The organism is Streptomyces sp. NPDC091272 (assembly GCF_044757485.1).
Lineage (GTDB): Bacteria > Actinomycetota > Actinomycetes > Streptomycetales > Streptomycetaceae > Streptomyces.
In genome coordinates this window covers 177,273-193,663 of sequence record NZ_JBIVVC010000002.1, presented here as the reverse complement: position 1 = coordinate 193,663, position 16,391 = coordinate 177,273, and the positions used below count along the sequence as shown (strand labels likewise).

At 70.4% G+C, this 16,391-nt stretch carries 13 protein-coding genes; 6 read left to right on the top strand and 7 right to left on the bottom strand.

Annotation, left to right across the window (positions count from 1 at the left end):
- Window positions 1–267 precede the first annotated feature (267 nt).
- Both ACIQM4_RS05675 and ACIQM4_RS05670 read right to left on the bottom strand, forming a co-directional pair.
- Window positions 268–1,323 (bottom strand): sensor histidine kinase, encoded by a 1,056-nt coding sequence (locus tag ACIQM4_RS05675; protein WP_401588105.1) that lies wholly within the window; start codon window positions 1,321–1,323, stop codon window positions 268–270.
- 242 nt (window positions 1,324–1,565) lie between these two features.
- Entirely contained in the window at window positions 1,566–2,303 is a 738-nt protein-coding gene (locus ACIQM4_RS05670; RefSeq protein ID WP_362418308.1) for a response regulator transcription factor, read from the bottom strand.
- A gap of 765 nt (window positions 2,304–3,068) precedes the next feature.
- On the opposite strand from ACIQM4_RS05670, the gene ACIQM4_RS05665 reads away from it, so the two are divergent.
- The gene (locus tag ACIQM4_RS05665) at window positions 3,069–3,866 is read left to right on the top strand and encodes a rhomboid-like protein (protein WP_401588102.1); all 798 of its coding nucleotides are present in this window, start codon (window positions 3,069–3,071) and stop codon (window positions 3,864–3,866) included.
- Window positions 3,867–3,934: 68 nt separating this feature from the next.
- Here ACIQM4_RS05665 and ACIQM4_RS05660 read toward each other — a convergent pair whose 3' ends face one another.
- Both ACIQM4_RS05660 and ACIQM4_RS05655 read right to left on the bottom strand, forming a co-directional pair.
- Window positions 3,935–4,549 carry a hypothetical protein gene (locus ACIQM4_RS05660; protein ID WP_401586515.1) on the bottom strand — a complete coding sequence of 205 codons (615 nt, stop codon included), beginning with the start codon at window positions 4,547–4,549 and terminating at the stop codon, window positions 3,935–3,937.
- A gap of 185 nt (window positions 4,550–4,734) precedes the next feature.
- Complete coding sequence (locus ACIQM4_RS05655; protein WP_401586512.1) at window positions 4,735–5,385, bottom strand: GNAT family N-acetyltransferase; 651 nt, start codon at window positions 5,383–5,385, stop codon at window positions 4,735–4,737.
- Window positions 5,386–5,629: 244 nt separating this feature from the next.
- Here ACIQM4_RS05655 and lon point away from each other — a divergent pair, with 244 nt between their 5' ends.
- From lon to ACIQM4_RS05640, 3 genes are all read left to right on the top strand, one after another.
- Entirely contained in the window at window positions 5,630–8,032 is a 2,403-nt protein-coding gene (gene lon / locus ACIQM4_RS05650; protein ID WP_401586509.1) for an endopeptidase La, read from the top strand.
- 88 nt (window positions 8,033–8,120) lie between these two features.
- On the top strand, window positions 8,121–9,008 hold the full coding sequence (locus ACIQM4_RS05645; RefSeq protein ID WP_401586507.1) for a TIGR03619 family F420-dependent LLM class oxidoreductase: 888 nt from the start codon (window positions 8,121–8,123) through the stop codon (window positions 9,006–9,008).
- A gap of 77 nt (window positions 9,009–9,085) precedes the next feature.
- A complete protein-coding gene (locus ACIQM4_RS05640) occupies window positions 9,086–9,991 on the top strand; it encodes a hypothetical protein (RefSeq protein WP_401586504.1) in 906 nt (301 codons plus the stop codon).
- A 95-nt stretch (window positions 9,992–10,086) separates the two neighbouring features.
- Here the strand turns inward: ACIQM4_RS05640 and ACIQM4_RS05635 are convergent, their stop codons facing one another.
- Window positions 10,087–10,482 carry a VOC family protein gene (locus ACIQM4_RS05635; protein WP_401586502.1) on the bottom strand — a complete coding sequence of 132 codons (396 nt, stop codon included), beginning with the start codon at window positions 10,480–10,482 and terminating at the stop codon, window positions 10,087–10,089.
- Window positions 10,483–10,660: 178 nt separating this feature from the next.
- A complete protein-coding gene (locus tag ACIQM4_RS05630; RefSeq protein ID WP_401586499.1) occupies window positions 10,661–11,677 on the bottom strand; it encodes a TrmB family transcriptional regulator in 1,017 nt (338 codons plus the stop codon).
- A 144-nt stretch (window positions 11,678–11,821) separates the two neighbouring features.
- On the opposite strand from ACIQM4_RS05630, the gene ACIQM4_RS05625 reads away from it, so the two are divergent.
- On the top strand, window positions 11,822–14,806 hold the full coding sequence (locus ACIQM4_RS05625; RefSeq protein ID WP_401586497.1) for a M4 family metallopeptidase: 2,985 nt from the start codon (window positions 11,822–11,824) through the stop codon (window positions 14,804–14,806).
- 88 nt (window positions 14,807–14,894) lie between these two features.
- Here ACIQM4_RS05625 and ACIQM4_RS05620 read toward each other — a convergent pair whose 3' ends face one another.
- Window positions 14,895–15,716: a lysozyme gene (locus ACIQM4_RS05620; RefSeq protein ID WP_401586494.1), complete on the bottom strand. Its 822-nt coding sequence runs from the start codon at window positions 15,714–15,716 to the stop codon at window positions 14,895–14,897.
- Window positions 15,717–15,927: 211 nt separating this feature from the next.
- Here ACIQM4_RS05620 and ACIQM4_RS05615 point away from each other — a divergent pair, with 211 nt between their 5' ends.
- Window positions 15,928–16,359: a MarR family winged helix-turn-helix transcriptional regulator gene (locus tag ACIQM4_RS05615; protein ID WP_401586492.1), complete on the top strand. Its 432-nt coding sequence runs from the start codon at window positions 15,928–15,930 to the stop codon at window positions 16,357–16,359.
- The last annotated feature ends 32 nt before the right edge of the window (window positions 16,360–16,391 follow it).

Below are 16,391 nucleotides of genomic sequence, written 5' to 3'. Positions count from 1 at the left end.
TCGCAAGGTGGTGGACAGCGGAAATAAAGGCTACGCCTCCCCGGCCGGGAGATGCAGACCGGGCGGGCCATCCGTCGTGTAAGTCACATCGGAGAGCTGGTTTCGGCGCACGAAATGGCGGGAAACAAGCGTGGTTCCGCTGTAAGCCGCGCGACAGCCGGCCATGGATGAGTGCCGCCCCAGGTGCATCCGACCGAGGATGCGACCTTCAGCCCCGCATCCTGGCAGGACGGACGCGATACGTCCGTTTCTGGTTCGAACCCTACGTCAACTACGTGCGCGAGCAGTCCCCGGAAGGGTGACCTGGATGCGGCAGCCGCGTTCGGATTCGGCCACCCCGATCCGGCCGCCGTGGAGGTCCACGGCCCAGCGCGCGATCGCCAGACCGAGGCCCGTACCGCCGTCGCTCCCGGACCCGGGCTTGGCAGGCGCCTTCCCCTGATTGAACCGTTCGAACACGCGGTGCCACTCCGACTTCGGTATGCCGGGCCCCTCGTCCAGGACCTCCAGGTCCAGGCTGTCGGGAAGCTCTCCGGCGCGCGCCCGCACGGTGACCCGCCCGTGCGGAGGACTGTGCTTCACGGCGTTGTCGATGAGGTTGGCGACGACCTGGTGCAGCCGCTCCTGGTCCGCGTGCGCGGTCAGCTCGGGCGGCGAGACGTCCAGGTGCAGATGTACGTCCTTGCGCGTGTGGTGCCCGGACCCGGAGACCAGCCCGCGCTGCGCGGCGGCCAGGTTGGCCTCCTTCAGCACGCCCGACAGATACGGCCAGACCTCGAAGCGCCGGGCCTTGAGCGGTACGACGCCGTTGTCGAGCCTCGCCAGGTCCAGCAGGGTCTCCACCAGGCCGCCGAGCCGCTCGGTCTGCTTGAGTGCGGTGCGCATGGTCTCCGGATCGGCGGCGACGACCCCGTCGACGACGTTCTCCAGCACGGCGCGCAGCGCGGCGATGGGGGTGCGCAGCTCGTGCGAGACGTTCGCGACCAGTTCCTTGCGGTTCTGGTCCACCGCCTCCAGCTCGTCCGCCATCCGGTTCAGCGTGGTGGCCAGCCCGCCGAGCTCGTCGCGCCTGGCCTCGCCGCCGACCCGCTGCGTGTAGTCGCCGTGCGCCATGGCGGCGGCGACGTCCCGCATCTCGTCCAGCGGTTTGGTGAGGTTGTGCGCCACGAACTGGGTGATCAGCATCGACGCGATGATCGAGAAGACGGTGATGAAGCGCAGTTCGGTCTTGGTGGCGAGCGCCACCATGACCAGACCCGTGGTGAGGGCCACGGACACGACGACCAGCGAGATCAGCTTCGCCCTGATCGTGAACGGCCGCAGGGTGAAGGACCGGGCGGCGAGGAAGCGGGAGAGCAGGGATCCGGCGCCGCGCAGGAAGCCCTGCTTCCGGGCCCGGGCGGAGCGGAGCCCGGTCAGCAGCGGACGGCGGACGCGCCGGCCGCATTCGGGGCAACCGCGGTCCTGGCGCCGGGGCGCCTGCCGCGGGCCGGGCACCCGCCGCCGTCTCTCCCGCCCCGGCTCCCTCTTCGCTCTCTTTTCCTTCTTCGCCCCGGCCGCGGTGCTCACGGCGCCGGCGTCTCCAGCGCGTAGCCCACGCCGTGCACGGTACGGATGCGCTCCGCGCCGATCTTGCGCCGCAGCGCCTTGATGTGGCTGTCGACGGTCCTGGTGCCAGAGGCGTCCGCCCAGTCCCACACCTCGGCGAGCAGCTGCTCCCGGGAGAGGACCGCACGCGGCGTGTTCGCCAGGCAGACCAGCAGGTCGAACTCGGTGGGCGTCAGGTGCACGTCCTCGCCGTGCACCCGTACCCGCCGCTGGGCGTGGTCGATCTCCAGCTCGCCGAGGCGCAGTATGCCGCTGCGCGGAGTGGCGGCGGCGATGGTCGCCCGCTCGACCCGGCGCAGCAGTACGTGCACCCGCGCTGCGAGCTCACGCATGGAGAACGGTTTCGTCATGTAGTCGTCGGCGCCGACACCGAGGCCGACGAGCATGTCGGTCTCGTCGTCGCGCGCGGTGAGCATGAGCACCGGCACCGGACGCTGTGCCTGCACCCGGCGGCAGACTTCGAGCCCGTCGAAGCCGGGCAGCATGATGTCGAGGACCATCAGGTCCGGCTGCCAGGCCTCGGCCGTGTCCACGGCCGCCGGGCCGTCACCGGCCGTCTGCACCTGGAAGCCCTCGGCACGGAGCCGGGCCGCGATGTTGTCCACAATCGTGGAATCGTCCTCGACGACCAGAACCCGGCGCTGTGCGCCGGGTGTGGCCGCGAGTCCGTTGTGGCTGGTGTGTGTCTGCTCCATCGCCCCGCCCCTGGAGTGCGTTCGTAAGATCTCGCGGTCAGGTGAGCAGCGTAAGGGCACTGACCAGCTCACGGCTACGCGGTGCGACGGGGCACGCGTGCCCCGAATGCCACGCGTCGGGCAAGTCCTTCCTCATCGCCCGAATCTTGCTGAATACGACATTCCGCAATGACCCTTCGGAAGTCCCCGCGTCGTAACTCGCCCTGCGCACAAGGAAGTAGACGTTGCGTAGGCGTGGTGTCGCGCCGTGGTGGCACGGTGACCCGTTGTTCACCATGGACAGGGTTGTACGCGCAAACGTGCAGGACTTGTGAATGTTGTCTCGACCGCCGGTCGCGGGCGTCCGCACGGCCCCGCCGCCTTGCGCGTGGGCCGCTGGGGCGAGCGGCGACCGGGGACGCGCGAAACGATATGCGGGTTGCCTCTGTGAGAGCTGATGTGACGTGAGTCATAGACGACGCGGGAGATTTCGGCGGAGGGTGGGCGTTGTCTGCATCAGGAGCAGCAAGCGAACGCGAGAGACGCGACCGAGGGACACGGGCGTGGCTTGACGATTCCGGCCGCCCGCCACCAGGCGCGGCGCCCGGGGGAATGGGGCCTCACGCAGTGGACCGCGCAGTTACCAGGTCGAGGACGAAGGCGCAGACGAAGCGGCGGCAGTACGGGGAGACGACCGCGGCTCGGACTGCTGCGGCCGGACAGAGGACTGCTCCGGCCGGACAGCGACTGTCTACCGGGCGGACCGGCCCTGCGTCGGGCGTCGGTATCGCTCCGGATGCCGGTCCCGGTGCGGGCGTCGGTATCGCTCCGGGTCCGGATTCCGCTCCAGCTCCCGGCACCGCTCCAGCTCCCGGCACCGCTCCAGCTCCCGGCACCGCTCCCGCTCCCGGCGCCGACTCCGCTCTTGCCTCCGTCCCCGACCGTCGCTGCTGGCACCTCTGGCATCTTCTGCCCACGCCCACCGGCACCCCCTTCACCTTCTGTTACGCCCTGGTCCTGATCGCGACCTCGCTCTACGCGCAGCTCGGCGACCCGGCCACCGTCTCCGCGATGCTGCGCGGCTCCAGCACGGACGTCGCCCACCTGACCCACACCCCGGTGCTCGCCCTGGTCGGCAGCGCGCTGTGGGTGGCAGGGGGGTTGGCCTCTCCGTACGCCGTCGGGTTCCTGGTGGTCCTCACCGCGCTGGAGCGCCGCGTCGGCGGGCTCAGGGCGGCCGGGGTCTTCGTATTCGGGCACGTCGTCGCGTCGCTCGCCACCGAGGTCCCGGTGGGCGTCGCCGTCTGGGCCGGGCACCTGCCCGAAACCTCGCTGCACCGGCTCGACTTCGGCATCAGTTTCGGGCTGATGGCGTGCGTCGGGGCGCTGGCCGGGGTCCTGCGGCTGCGGTGGCTGAGGTGGGGACTGCTGGGCGTCGTCGGGCTCGTACTGCTGCAGGACCTGGTGGCGTACGCGGACCCGCTCACCGCGCTCGGCCACCCGCTGGCCCTCTGCCTGGGGTTGGCGACCTGGCCGCTCGTACGGCGCTGGAAGGCGGAGCGGGCCGCGCCCTCGTACCTGTGACCGGCCCGAGGCGGGGGCCGGGACCGCCCATCCGTCCCCATCCCCTGTGCTCCCCTCCCTCGGCTCGCTCAGCCGAGTCCCGGCAGCGCCGCGACGACCCGGTCCAGCTTCGGGATCTTCTTCATTCCGTCCGTGGCGACCTCGTGCCCGTCGTAGATGATCGCGGTGGTCACTCCGTCCATCACGGGCGGATCGGCCCTCGACACCCGGGGCAGCTTCGCGAAGTCCGACGCGGCGAGGGCGGCGCGCAGCTCGGCCAGTTGGGCGGGCCGCATCCGGCCGGACCTCGGCGGCTTCTTCCGGTCCAGAGTGGTGTACGTGCCGTCGCTGTTCACCAGCACACTGCGGTGCCGGCCGTCGATGCCCCCGCTGACCGTGGCCGCGACGAGGCGCCGCGTCTGCGCGGGTACGGACGCGGAGGGCGCCGGATCGACGGACGGCGGCACTTCCGTGGACGGTGGTGCCGAGGGCGGTGTGGATGCCGGGGCGGGCGGCACGGTGCTCGGTGACGCGGCGCCGGAAGGGCCGTTGCCGCTGTCCGACACCGAGACCTCGGGACCGGACGGCTTCCCGGTCGCGGGACCGCCGGCCGCCCCTTCGCCGCACCCCGCGAGCAACAGCCCGCAGAGGGCCGCCACCACCATCGCTCCGGTACCTGCTGCTCCAACTCGTGCGGATCGCATGGTGCTCCCGTCGTCTGCGGTGTCGGCTGATGCTGCTGCCTGTTGCCGCTCTGACGTACGCACTGCACCAATGCGTTCCATCGGCACGACGCACCGCACCAATGCGTTCCATCCGTATGACGCACCGTACCGATGCGTTCCATCGGTACGGCGCACCGATGGCGGACCGGGCGGCCCGGTGGGCGTTACGGCCGGAAGATGCCCGTCAGGGGCGAACGCCGCTGCCAGCCCAGCGTCGTGTAGAGCGCGCGGCCCTCGTCGGTCGCGCCGAGCACGCAGTCCTCGGCGCCCTGTTGCGCCGCACACGCCTGGAGGGTGCGCATCACCAGGGTGCCCAGGCCCCGTCGGCGGTGCGCCGCGTTCGTCTCCACCTGGTCGACGACCGCCGTGCGGCCGGTGACCGCGACCTGGCCGCGGACGCCGAGCGAGCCGTCGGCGGCCAGCACCAGTACGCGGGTCAGCCCGCCCCTGGTCCAGCTGCGCCGTGTATAGCCGGCCGGGACGTCGGGGGCGCTCTGGCCGGGGGTCAGGGCGAGAGTCATCAGATGGCCGGGGGTGTCGTACTCCCAGCCGTCCGCCAGCCACGGCGCCACCGCCTCCGGCGGCTCCACGAACTTGATCCAGGTGCCGGGGGCCGAGTCCGCGCGCAGCAGCTTGCGGACGGTCGCCTCGTCGGAGGCGTACGAGTCGAACAGGACGTGCCGCGTGACGGCCTTCGGCAGGCCGATGTCGATCGTGACGCCCCACGGCTGCGGCACGGGCTCGGCGGCCCCACGCGAAAGGGCCCACCCTTCGGTCCAGGCGCGCACGGCGTCGGTGGTGGTGGCGAGGGCCATGGGGGGATTCTCCCTGCTGCGGTGGGTGTCGGGCGGGGCGCCAGAACGACGCGCAGGGCGGGGCGGTGCGCGTCGTGAGCGAGGGCTTACGGGTAATGGTCGATTCGGTATGTCAGCCATTACATCCCGCGAAGGCGATCCTCGTCGACAGCTGATCGCTCAGAGCGAACACCGGTTGGGGAACATCAGGGAGCTCATATGCATTGAGTCGGTATAGCTCAACTTCACTGCCCTAGGGGAGATCATGGCATCGACGTCCACACCGCTCACCCTGCCCGTGCTGCCGCTCGACGACGAGGTCGTGCTGCCCGGGATGGTGGTGCCGCTCGACCTGTCCGACACCGAGGTGCGCGCGGCGGTCGAGGCGGCACAAGCAGCAGCCCGTACCGGAAGCAGCAAGCCGGAGGTGCTGCTTGTTCCGCGCATCGACGGGACGTACGCGGGAACCGGCGTGCTCGGCACCGTCGAGCAGGTGGGCCGGCTGTCCGACGGGGACCCGGGCGCCCTCATCCGGGCCCGCGACCGCGTCAGGATCGGCGCGGGGACGACCGGGCCCGGCGCCGCCCTCTGGGTGGAGGGCACCCGGATCGACGAGGCCGACCCCGACCCGGTGCCGGGCGCGGTCGCCGAGTTGGTGAGGGAGTACAAGGCCCTCGCCACCACCTGGCTGAAGAAGCGCGGCGCCTGGCAGGTCGTGGACCGGGTCCAGCAGATCGAGGGCGTCTCCGCGCTCGCCGACAACTCCGGTTACTCACCCTTCCTGACCACGGGCCAGAAGGTCGAGCTCCTGGAGACCGCCGACCCGGTCGCCAGGCTGCGCCTCGCGCTGACCGCGCTGAGTGAGCACCTGGCCGAGCAGGACGTCGCCGAGACCATCGCGAAGGACGTCCAGGACGGCGTCGACAAGCAGCAGCGCGAGTTCCTCCTGCGCAAGCAGCTCGACGCCGTGCGCAAGGAGCTCCGAGACCTGAACGGCGAGGCCGAGGGCGAGGAGTCCGACGACTACCGCGCCCGCGTCGAGGCCGCCGACCTGCCCGAGAAGGTACGGGAGGCCGCCCTCAAGGAGGTCGAGAAGCTGGAGCGCTCCAGCGACCAGTCCCCGGAGGGCTCCTGGATCCGCACCTGGCTGGACACCGTCCTCGAACTGCCGTGGAACGAGCACACCGAGGACCAGTACGACATCAAGGGCGCCCGCGAGATCCTGGACGCGGAGCACGCGGGCCTGGACGACGTGAAGGAGCGCATCACCGAGTACCTGGCGGTCCGCAAGCGCCGGGCCGACCGTGGCCTCGGCGTGGTCGGAGGCCGTCGCGGCGGCGCGGTGCTGGCCCTGGTCGGCCCGCCCGGCGTCGGCAAGACCTCGCTCGGTGAGTCCGTCGCCCACGCGATGGGCCGCAAGTTCGTCCGGGTCGCGCTCGGCGGCGTGCGCGACGAGGCGGAGATCCGCGGCCACCGCCGTACCTACGTCGGCGCGCTCCCCGGCCGAATCGTCCGGGCCGTCAAGGAGGCCGGGTCGATGAACCCGGTCGTCCTCCTCGACGAGATCGACAAGGTCGGCTCCGACTTCCGGGGCGACCCGGCGGCGGCACTGCTGGAGGTGCTGGACCCGGCGCAGAACCACACCTTCCGTGACCACTACCTGGAGGTCGAGCTCGACCTCTCCGACGTCGTCTTCCTCGCCACCGCCAACGTCCTGGAATCCATCCCCGAGGCGCTCCTGGACCGTATGGAACTGGTCCGTCTGGACGGTTACACCGAGGACGAGAAGGTCGTCATCGCCCGCGACCACCTGCTGCCGCGCCAGCTCGACCGCGCGGGTCTGGAGCCGGGCGAGGTCAGCCTCGACGAGTCGGCGCTGCGCAAGCTGGCGGGGGAGTACACCCGGGAGGCGGGCGTACGGAACCTGGAGCGCGCGGTCTCCCGGCTGCTCCGCAAGGTCGCGGCCCAGCACGAACTGGGGGAGCGGGAGCTGCCGTTCGCCATCCAGGACACCGACCTGCGGGACCTCATCGGCCGGCCGCACCACGTGCCCGAGTCCGCCCAGGACCCGGCCGAGCGGCGCACCGCGGTGCCCGGCGTGGCCACCGGACTCGCCGTGACCGGCGCGGGTGGCGACGTCCTCTTCGTCGAGGCCTCCCTCGCCGACGAGGAGACCGGCGGTGCGGGGCTGACCCTCACGGGCCAGCTCGGCGACGTGATGAAGGAGTCCGCGCAGATCGCCCTCTCCTTCCTCCGCTCGCACGGCGCCGAACTGGAACTGCCCGTGAGGGACTTGAAGGAGCGGGGCATCCACATCCACTTCCCGGCGGGTGCGGTTCCCAAGGACGGTCCGAGTGCGGGCATCACCCTCACCACCGCCCTCGCCTCCCTCCTCTCCGGCCGGCTGGTCCGCACCGACGTGGCCATGACCGGCGAGGTGTCCCTGACCGGCCGGGTCCTGCCCATCGGCGGTCTGAAGCAGAAGCTGCTCGCCGCCCACCGGGCCGGTACCACCACGGTGATCATCCCCAAGCGGAACGAGCCCGACCTGGACGACGTACCGGCCGAGATCCTCGAAAAGCTGGAGGTCCACCCGGTGACGGACGTCCGCCAGGTACTGGAGATCGCCCTGGCACCGGCTCGGGTGGCGGCCACGGTCGCCGCGTAACGGCCACTCAAATCACAGGGGTGGCACGGGAGTTGATCCCGTGCCACCCCTCACGCCATGCTTCACCGCGGTGATACAGATAGGTGACATGGACATCGGAATTTCCCTGCCCCAGTACGGCAGCCACGCGCGCCCCGAGCTCATCGCCGCCTACGCGAGGGACGCCGAACAGCTCGGCTTCGACTCCCTCTGGGTCGGCGACCGCTCCCTGGCGCCGGTCGAGCCGAGCGACGTGTACCCGGGATACACGAAGGAGGACCCGTACCCCGAAGGCTTCAAGCGCTTCGTCGACCCGCTGGTCGCCCTCACCGTCGCCGCGACCGCCACCACCCGCGTCCGCCTGGGCACCAGCACCCTCAACGCCCCCTGGTACCCGCCCCTGCTCCTGGCCCGCAGCCTCACCTCGCTCGACCTCGTCAGCAACGGCCGGCTCGACGCGGGGTTCGGGGTCGGCTGGATGCGGGACGAGTACACCTCCGTCAACGCCGACTTCAGCAAGCGGGGCGCGCAGCTCGACGAGATCCTCGACCTGCTGGAGAAGATCTGGACCGAGAACCCGTTCGGGCACCGGGGCGAGACCTGGCAGATCCCCGACTCGCACGTGGACCTGCGCCCGGCACAGCAGGGCGGACCGCCCGTCTACCTGGGCGGCTTCGGCCCGGCAGCCATGCACCGCATCGGCCGCCGCGCCGCCGGCTGGGTGGGCATAGCCATGCCGGACGCCGGCCACGACGCACTGTGGGGCATGGCCCGCCAAGCCGCCGAGGAAGCAGGCCGGGACCCGGAGTCCCTGCGACAGCTGATCCGCGTCAACGTGAACCCCGGCGAGACCGCGGAAGACATCGCCAACACCCTGCGCGCCGTACGCGCATGGGGCGCGCAGGGCGCGTTCGTGGAGCTCCAGCAACGGGTCACCGAACCCGCCGAAGCACTCGAACTCGGGTCGAAGGCACGGGACCTGGTTCTCGCGGGTTAGGAGCCCGCATAACCCGATCGGGTGAACGTCTGGCATGTGCCCACCGCACATGCCAGACCCGCCCTAGCGTCACGGTCATGGTCTCAGCGCACCACGAAACTCTGCACAAGGTGTTCCAGCGGGACACCGGCTTGTTGATCAGCGCTCTGCAGGAGCTGCTGGGTGTCCCGTTTCCCGTGTACGAAAAGATCGAACCCGTCAGTGTGGATCTGACCGAGATCGAGGCGATCGAGCGCCGGGCCGATACGATTCTGCGCATCGACACCAGGGACGAGACATACTTCGTCGTCCTGGAGTCGCAGGGCCGCCCGGTTGCACGCAAGCGACGAAGCTGGGCGTACTACCTGGCGTATCTGCTGGACAAGTACGACGGCCAGCCTGTGCTTCTGGTTCTGTGCCACGACCGGGCAACAGCGCGGTGGGCAGCGAAGCCGATCGAGTTCGGGCTGCCCGGACTGCCGTCCTTGCTGGTCCGGCCCCTGGTTCTGGGGCCGGACAACGTCCCGGTGATCGCCGAGGCGGGGCAGGTGCGCAGTAACGTCCCACTCGCCGTGTTCTCGGCGATCACGCATGGTAGTGACCCGGACGTCACTGCCATACTGAAGTCACTGGCCGACGCCCTGGACGCCTTGGATCCGAACGAAGCGGTGATCTACGCCGAGTACGTCGAGGCGGGCCTTGCGGACGAGTCGGCCCGGCGGACCTGGAGGAAACTGATGGACACCATGAATATCTTCTTCCGCTCCGAAGCTGCTCAGAAGGTGCGTGAGGAAGGCCGTGAGGAAGGCCGCGAGGAAGGCCGTGCGCAGGAGCGTGCCGCGGCGATTTTGATGGTGCTGGAGCGGCGGGGGCTGGAGCCGTCCCTCGAAGCCCGGGAGCAGATCGCCTCCTGCGTGGACCTCGATGTGCTCGGCCGGTGGGCGGAACGTGCCTGGACTGTTTCCACCGCCGAGGAGATCTTCGACGAGACGTACGAGGGGTAGGGCGGGGAGCGGACCGGCCGGGGTGGGTGGGGCCCGCGCGTGTCGCTCGCGCGGGCCCCACCTGGAGCCGCGTAGCCCGGGGGCTGAGTGCGGTGCTACGCCGCGGAGAAGCCTCCGTAGGGCACCGTGATGATTTCCAGGCCGTGGCCTGACGGGTCGGGGAAGTAGACGCCCCGGCCGCCGTCGTTATGGTTGATCTCGCCCGGCTGTTTGCCGTGCGGGTCGGCCGTGTACGGCAGGTCCAGTGCCCGGATCCGGGCGAGGATGGCGTCGAACTCGTCCTCGGGGACGAGGAACGCGTAGTGCTGCGGGAAGACGTCCTGCGTGGGCGGGAGCGTCGCGAAGTCGAGGTCGACGCCGTTCGCGAGAGTGACCTGGATGAACGGGCCCCATCGGGTGCCTACTTCGAGGCCCATGACGTGGGCGAAGAACTCTGCGGATTCCCGGTTGTCACGGGAGAAGACGATCGTGTGATTCAGCTGGACCGACACTGTGGAATGCCTCCGTAGGGCAAACTCACGGGCTACCTCCACGCCCCACCCAGCCGGTGGCCGACGCGCGATGCCGTCCGGTGAGGATAGGGGCGGGGCGGGGAGTGTCCAGGTTCCGTGTCCTCGTTCCCGATTCCCGCCCCGCGCCTCGTGCGTTCCCGCCCCCGCGCCTCGTGTCTCAGGCCAGCCACCCCCTGGCCGCCGCCTGCGCCCCCGCCTGGAAGCGGGTCTCCGCGTTCAGGGACGCCAGCAGACGGCTGATCCGGCGGCGGGCCGTGTGGACGTGCACGCCGAGCCGGCGGGCTATCGCCTCGTCCTTGAGGCCGGCCGCCAGCAGGCCGAGTAACTCCCGCTGCTGGCCCGTCGCGGGGTCGGTCGTGGGTTCCGCACCATCGCCGCCGCCGCCGAGCGGGATGGAACGGTCCCACACCGTCTCGAAGAGCGGGAGCAGCGCGTTGCGGAGCAGTGCGTCACCCACCACCAGTGCCGACGCGGTCGGATCGGCCGACTCGGTGGGCGGAAGAAGCGTGATGCGCCGGTCGATGCCGATGAGCTTGGTGGGCACCCCCGAGGTGACCCGGGCGCGCAGACCGCGGTCCGCCAGCGCGGTCAGGGAACGCATCCGGCCCGGATGGCCCAGACCCTCCCGGTCGATGACCGCACGGACCGTGATGCCGCGGGCGAGCAGTGCCTCGATGTCCAGGGCCGGTGGCCGGTCCGGGCGGTCCGCGTCCGCCTTCGCGTACGGAGGGCGGTCGAGGATCACCACCTCCCGCTCGGCCGAGGCCAGGAGCGAGTCGGCGCGCTCGCCGATCTCGCGTGGGCCCGTGACGATCTCTATGCCGCCGTCCGACGCGCTCGGGGAGTCCGCCGTGAGACGGCCCGCGATCCGGTCCGCGGACATCATCAGCTGCTCCAACTCCGCTGACCGGATGTGGAGTTCCGCTTGACGGCGATGGATGAGTGTGCGGATGGCGGCGGCCGGAGCTGCCGGGCGCGGGACCCCGCCGCCGGCGGGCACGGTGAATCCGGAGCTACGAAGGCTGGTCAGGGCCTCGTCGATCCGTGGAACGGGGAGTTCCAGAAGTAGCGCCAAATCGGTGGTGCTGGCAGCCCGTTCCCTCAGCAGGGCCTCGTAGACACGTCCCTCGACCTCCCCCAGGCCGAGGCTGTGCAGTTCTTCCCCCTCGATCATGGGCCGGATTCTTTCGTGCGCACACCATGCACACAAGTGTGCGTGTCCACATCTGAACACACGGGAAACATTGCCGACTTGCGCACGTAGCGACTTCCATGGCGCTGCGCCGACAGCTTCACGTCGCGTCGCGCCAAGAGCGCAATGCCCAGAGCTCGTCCGTACCGTGGGAGGGGAAGCGTGCACAGGACCCAAGTGCGTGCAACAAGATCCGGCATCACAAGTGCCGGTATATCCAAGGGGGTTGCCGCGACGTTCGCAGCGGCGGCCCTCCTCGCCGGAGTCGTACCCGCCGCGCAGGCCGCACCATCGGCCCCCGTGGCGCCCGCTGCCGAGGTGATCCCGGGCACCGACACCGAGACCCCGGCCCTGGTCGACGGCATCAGCGAGGCTGTGAAGGCGACCGGCAGCGCTGCCGACGCGGCCGTCGGCCACCTGGCCGACAAGCAGAGCCGGTACCGCATCGGCGACCCCAAGGCCGACCTGCGGGCCGTCGCCTCGGTGGCCAAGGGGGGCACCGAGACCGTACGCCTGCAGCAGAAGTACAAGGGCGTGGACGTCCTCGGCGGCCAGTACGTCGTCCGGATGGAGAAGGAGGGCGGCAAGCGGTCCGTCACCGGCACCTCCGGCAAGTACTTCACGGAGCTCGCCACCGGCACCACCGCAGCGGTCTCCGAGAAGGTCGCGGTCGAGCGTGCCGTCGCCGCCGTCAGCCGCGAGCTGAACGGCAAGAACCTGACCAAGAAGGACGTACGGCAGGACCAGGGACGGAAGTCCGACGCCGCCGCCGCGCTCACCGGCACCGCGGGCAAGCTCGTGGTCCTCCCGCAGGGCAAGGGCGTGCTGACCCGCCAGGTCACGGTCAAGGGACACCACCCGGTGACCGGCGAGGCCGTGCTGCGGCAGGTCTACATCGACGCGAAGGCCGGTTTCCCGGTCCTCCAGTACAGCAGCATCAAGACCTTCGGCGGCGGCAAGCAGACCAAGGGCGCCGCATCCAAGCCTGCGGCCTCGAAGCCTGCGGCCTCGAAGCCTGCGGCCTCGAAGCCTGCGGCCTCGAAGCCTGCGGCCTCGAAGCCTGCGGCCTCGAAGCCCGCGGGCTCGAAGGGTGCGGCGGACCGGGCCCCCGCGAAGGCGTTCGGCACCGGGGACGCCACCGGTACCGGCGTCAGGACCGACGGCACCAAGGTCGGCCTGAACCTGTACTACGACACCTCCCGCAAGGAGTACACGCTCCGCGACTACGTGCGGATGCAGGACACCTCCAAGAACTCCGTCACCACCTGGGACGCGCGCGGGGTGGAGGCCGACGACGCGGCGGGCAAGTGGCCCTCGGGCATCAAGGAGTTCGGCTCGCCGGTCCAGGACTTCGGCAAGGACGCGACCGACGCCGGCGCGATCGACGCGCAGTGGGCCGGCACCCAGGTGTACGACTACTACAGGACCAAGCACCAGCGCGACAGCCTCGACGGCCGCGGCATGGCCATCAACTCCCTGGTGGGCGTGACGAACGGCGGCCAGCCGTGGGTCAACGCCTTCTGGGACGGCACAAAGATGGTGTACGGCGTCGGCGACGACGAGTACAAGCCGCTCGCCTCGGACATCGACGTGGTCGGCCACGAGATGACGCACGGCGTCGTCGAGAACACCGCCAACCTGGTGTACGTCGGCCAGTCGGGCGCGCTCAACGAAGGCATCGCCGACTACTTCGGCAACGCGATCGACACCAACACCTCCGGCACCGCCATGGACGACCCGGACTCGGGGCTCCTCGGTGAGGACCTGTGCCGCACGCTCCCCGCGCGGGAGTGCGCCCTGCGTGACATGAACGACGGCCGCACCACGTCCAAGGACTTCCTCGGCGTCTCCTACGACGTCGACAACGGCGGGGTGCACCTCAACTCGACGATCTTCTCCGGCGCCCTCTGGGACATCCGCCAGGATCTCGACAAGGACCTCGCCGACGCCATCGTCCACAAGGCGCTCGCCGAGTACCTCACCCCGCTGGACGGCTTCACCGAGGGCCGCAACGCGATCATCGCCGCGGCCAAGGACCTCAAGGCGACGGCGAAGCAGCAGAACGTCATCAAGCGCTCCTTCAACGCGCACGGCATCGTCCCCGGCTGGGAGGACGCGCTGGGCACGGACTCCGACACCCTGCTGGGCAAGCTCAACACGGCGGGCACCGGGGTGGGCGCGGGCGGCGGCCAGTACGCCGTCTCCAAGTCCAACGACGACGGCTCCGAGCCGTACTCGGTCTACACGGGCCGCACCGACGGCAAGGGTTCGCCCAAGCTGGTCAGCCCGAACGACGGCCGCTTCCACGTCTACCCGGCGACGGACGGCAAGAACGTCGTCTGGGCGGCGTTCGGCAGCACCGGCATCGACGTCCTGGTCCGGCCGGTCGCGGGTGGCCCGGTCAAGAAGATCTGGTCCTCGTACACCGACCTCCAGGGCCTGCGGATCGACGGTGACCTGGTGGTCTGGGAGGAGAGCGACCCCTTCGGCGGGCGGCACGCCGCGTACAAGAACCTGCGGACGGGCGAGCAGGCGTACGTCGACGGAGGCCGCTACCACCTGAGCTCCGCGCTGCCCTCCGTGAAGAACGGCAAGGTCGCGTACGCGAAGCTGTGGCCGGACACGAACGAGTACAAGCTCGACGTCGAGGTCCTGGACACCACGACCAAGAAGACGAACCTCCTGCCCCAGAAGGCCGTCGTGAACAGCCTCGGCCAGACCGGCATCTCCAGGACGCACGTCTCCTGGCTGGTCGACGAGATCGAGGACGCCGGCCAGATGGCCGTACGCCGCGCCAACCTGGACGGCAGCAAGCTGCTCGACCTCAGCCCCGAGGCCGGTGACGGGGCGCTGTACGCCCTCGACCTGACCGCGTCCGACGAGGCCGTGACGGTCGGCGCGGTACTGCCCGACACGCAGTACCGCAACGAGACACTGCCGAAGCTGTGGCAGTTCGACGCGGCGGGCACCCGGGAGGCCGAGCGCGTCTCCTGCAACCGCGGTGACCAGTCGTGGGCGTCGGCCGACACCGGTAAGCGGGTCGTCTGGATCGACGGCACGACGAGCAACACGGACCTGGTGGTCCGGGACCGTGCGGCGGGCCGCTGCTGACCGGTCGTTCCGGCGTTCTGTGAAGGAGGGCCCCCGGCGCATTGTGCGCCGGGGGCCCTGCGGCTTCCCCCCACCGGTCGTTCGTCCGTCAGCCGTTGGCGAGGGCGCGCACGCGGTCGAGGGCGCCGTTGAACCTGTTGTGGTCTCCGACGGTGGGGCCCGTCGAGGTGTACTGCCACATCGTGTACGTGCCCCAGCCCGAGGGGAGTTCACCGACGGTGGAGTTGTAGCGGGCCACCCACAGCGGGTTGCTCGCGCCGAAGCCCGCGTAGTTGCCCGTACAGGTCTTCCACCAGCTGGTCGCGGTGTAGATGACCGCGTCGCGCCCGGTCCGGGCCTTGTACGTGGTGAGGAAGTCCCGTACCCAGGCGACCATCTGCGACTGCGTCTTGCCGAAGCACTGGGCGCCGTAGGGGTTCCACTCGATGTCCAGCACGCCGGGCAGGGTACGGCCGTCCCGCGACCAGCCCCCGCCGTTGCTCGCGAAGTAGGTGGCCTGGGCGGCACCGCCGGAGTTGTCGGGCAGGGCGAAGTGGTAGGCCCCGCGGATCATCCCGCTGTCGTACGAGCCGTTGTACTGCTGGGAGAAGTAGGGGTTCTTGTAGCTGGTGCCCTCGGTGGCCTTGACGTACGCCCACTTGACCCCGCTGCTCCACAGGGTGGCCCAGTTGACGTTGCCCTGGTGGCTGGAGACGTCCACGCCCTCGGTCTGTACGGCGCGGGGCGCGGCCGGGGGCAGGCCGCCGCCCTGGCCGTCGTGCTCGATGACGCCCATGCCCATGTGTGCGGAGCCGGGCGGGGGAGTGACGGGAGCGGGCCCCGCGCCCACGGCCTCCGCGGTGAGGGACAGCGCGAGTGCGGCGGCTGCCGCGACCGTCACGGCCAAGGATCTTGCTCTGAGCACGTGCATTGCGTGCCTCCGAAAGATCGACAAAGCGACTGTAGTGGCCTTGCCGAACGAAAGCTACGCACGTAGACCGGTGGGGCGGAAGGGGGTCTCTGTGCCGACATTGGTCCACACCTGAGAAATACTGGGCGAACTGCGGTGATGCCTGCCGCTGAAAGTTTTCGGGGCGTGTCGGAGTGTGCCGGAGCGGTCCGTATGCGACAGGAGAGGTCACGTGGACAAGGAATTCCTCGCGCTGGAACGGGAGTTGGCGCTCTTTCTGCGCAGGGCGCGGGCCTCGTCCGGCGACATGGCCCGTGAGGTCCACCCTGAACTGGAGCCTGCCGCGTACGGACTTCTGGTACGGCTGGACGAGGTGGAGCGGCAGCGGGCGACCGAGCTGGCGGCGTGGTTCGGCGTCGGCAAGGCGACGATGAGCAGGCAGCTGAGGGCGTTGGAGGAACTGGGCCTGGTCGCCCGCGAACCGGACCCGGCGGACGGCCGCGCCTCCCTCGTCCTGCTGACCCCGGAGGGCCGCGAACGCTTCCGCGGCGTACGGGACGCGCGCCGGGCCAGCTACGTCCGCAAACTCGCGGACTGGGACCGGGGAGAGGTGGCGGAACTGGCCCGCCTCCTCCACCAACTGAACACCCGCGCGGAGGGCTGACACGGCCCCCACCGCGCCCGCCCGCGCCGCTC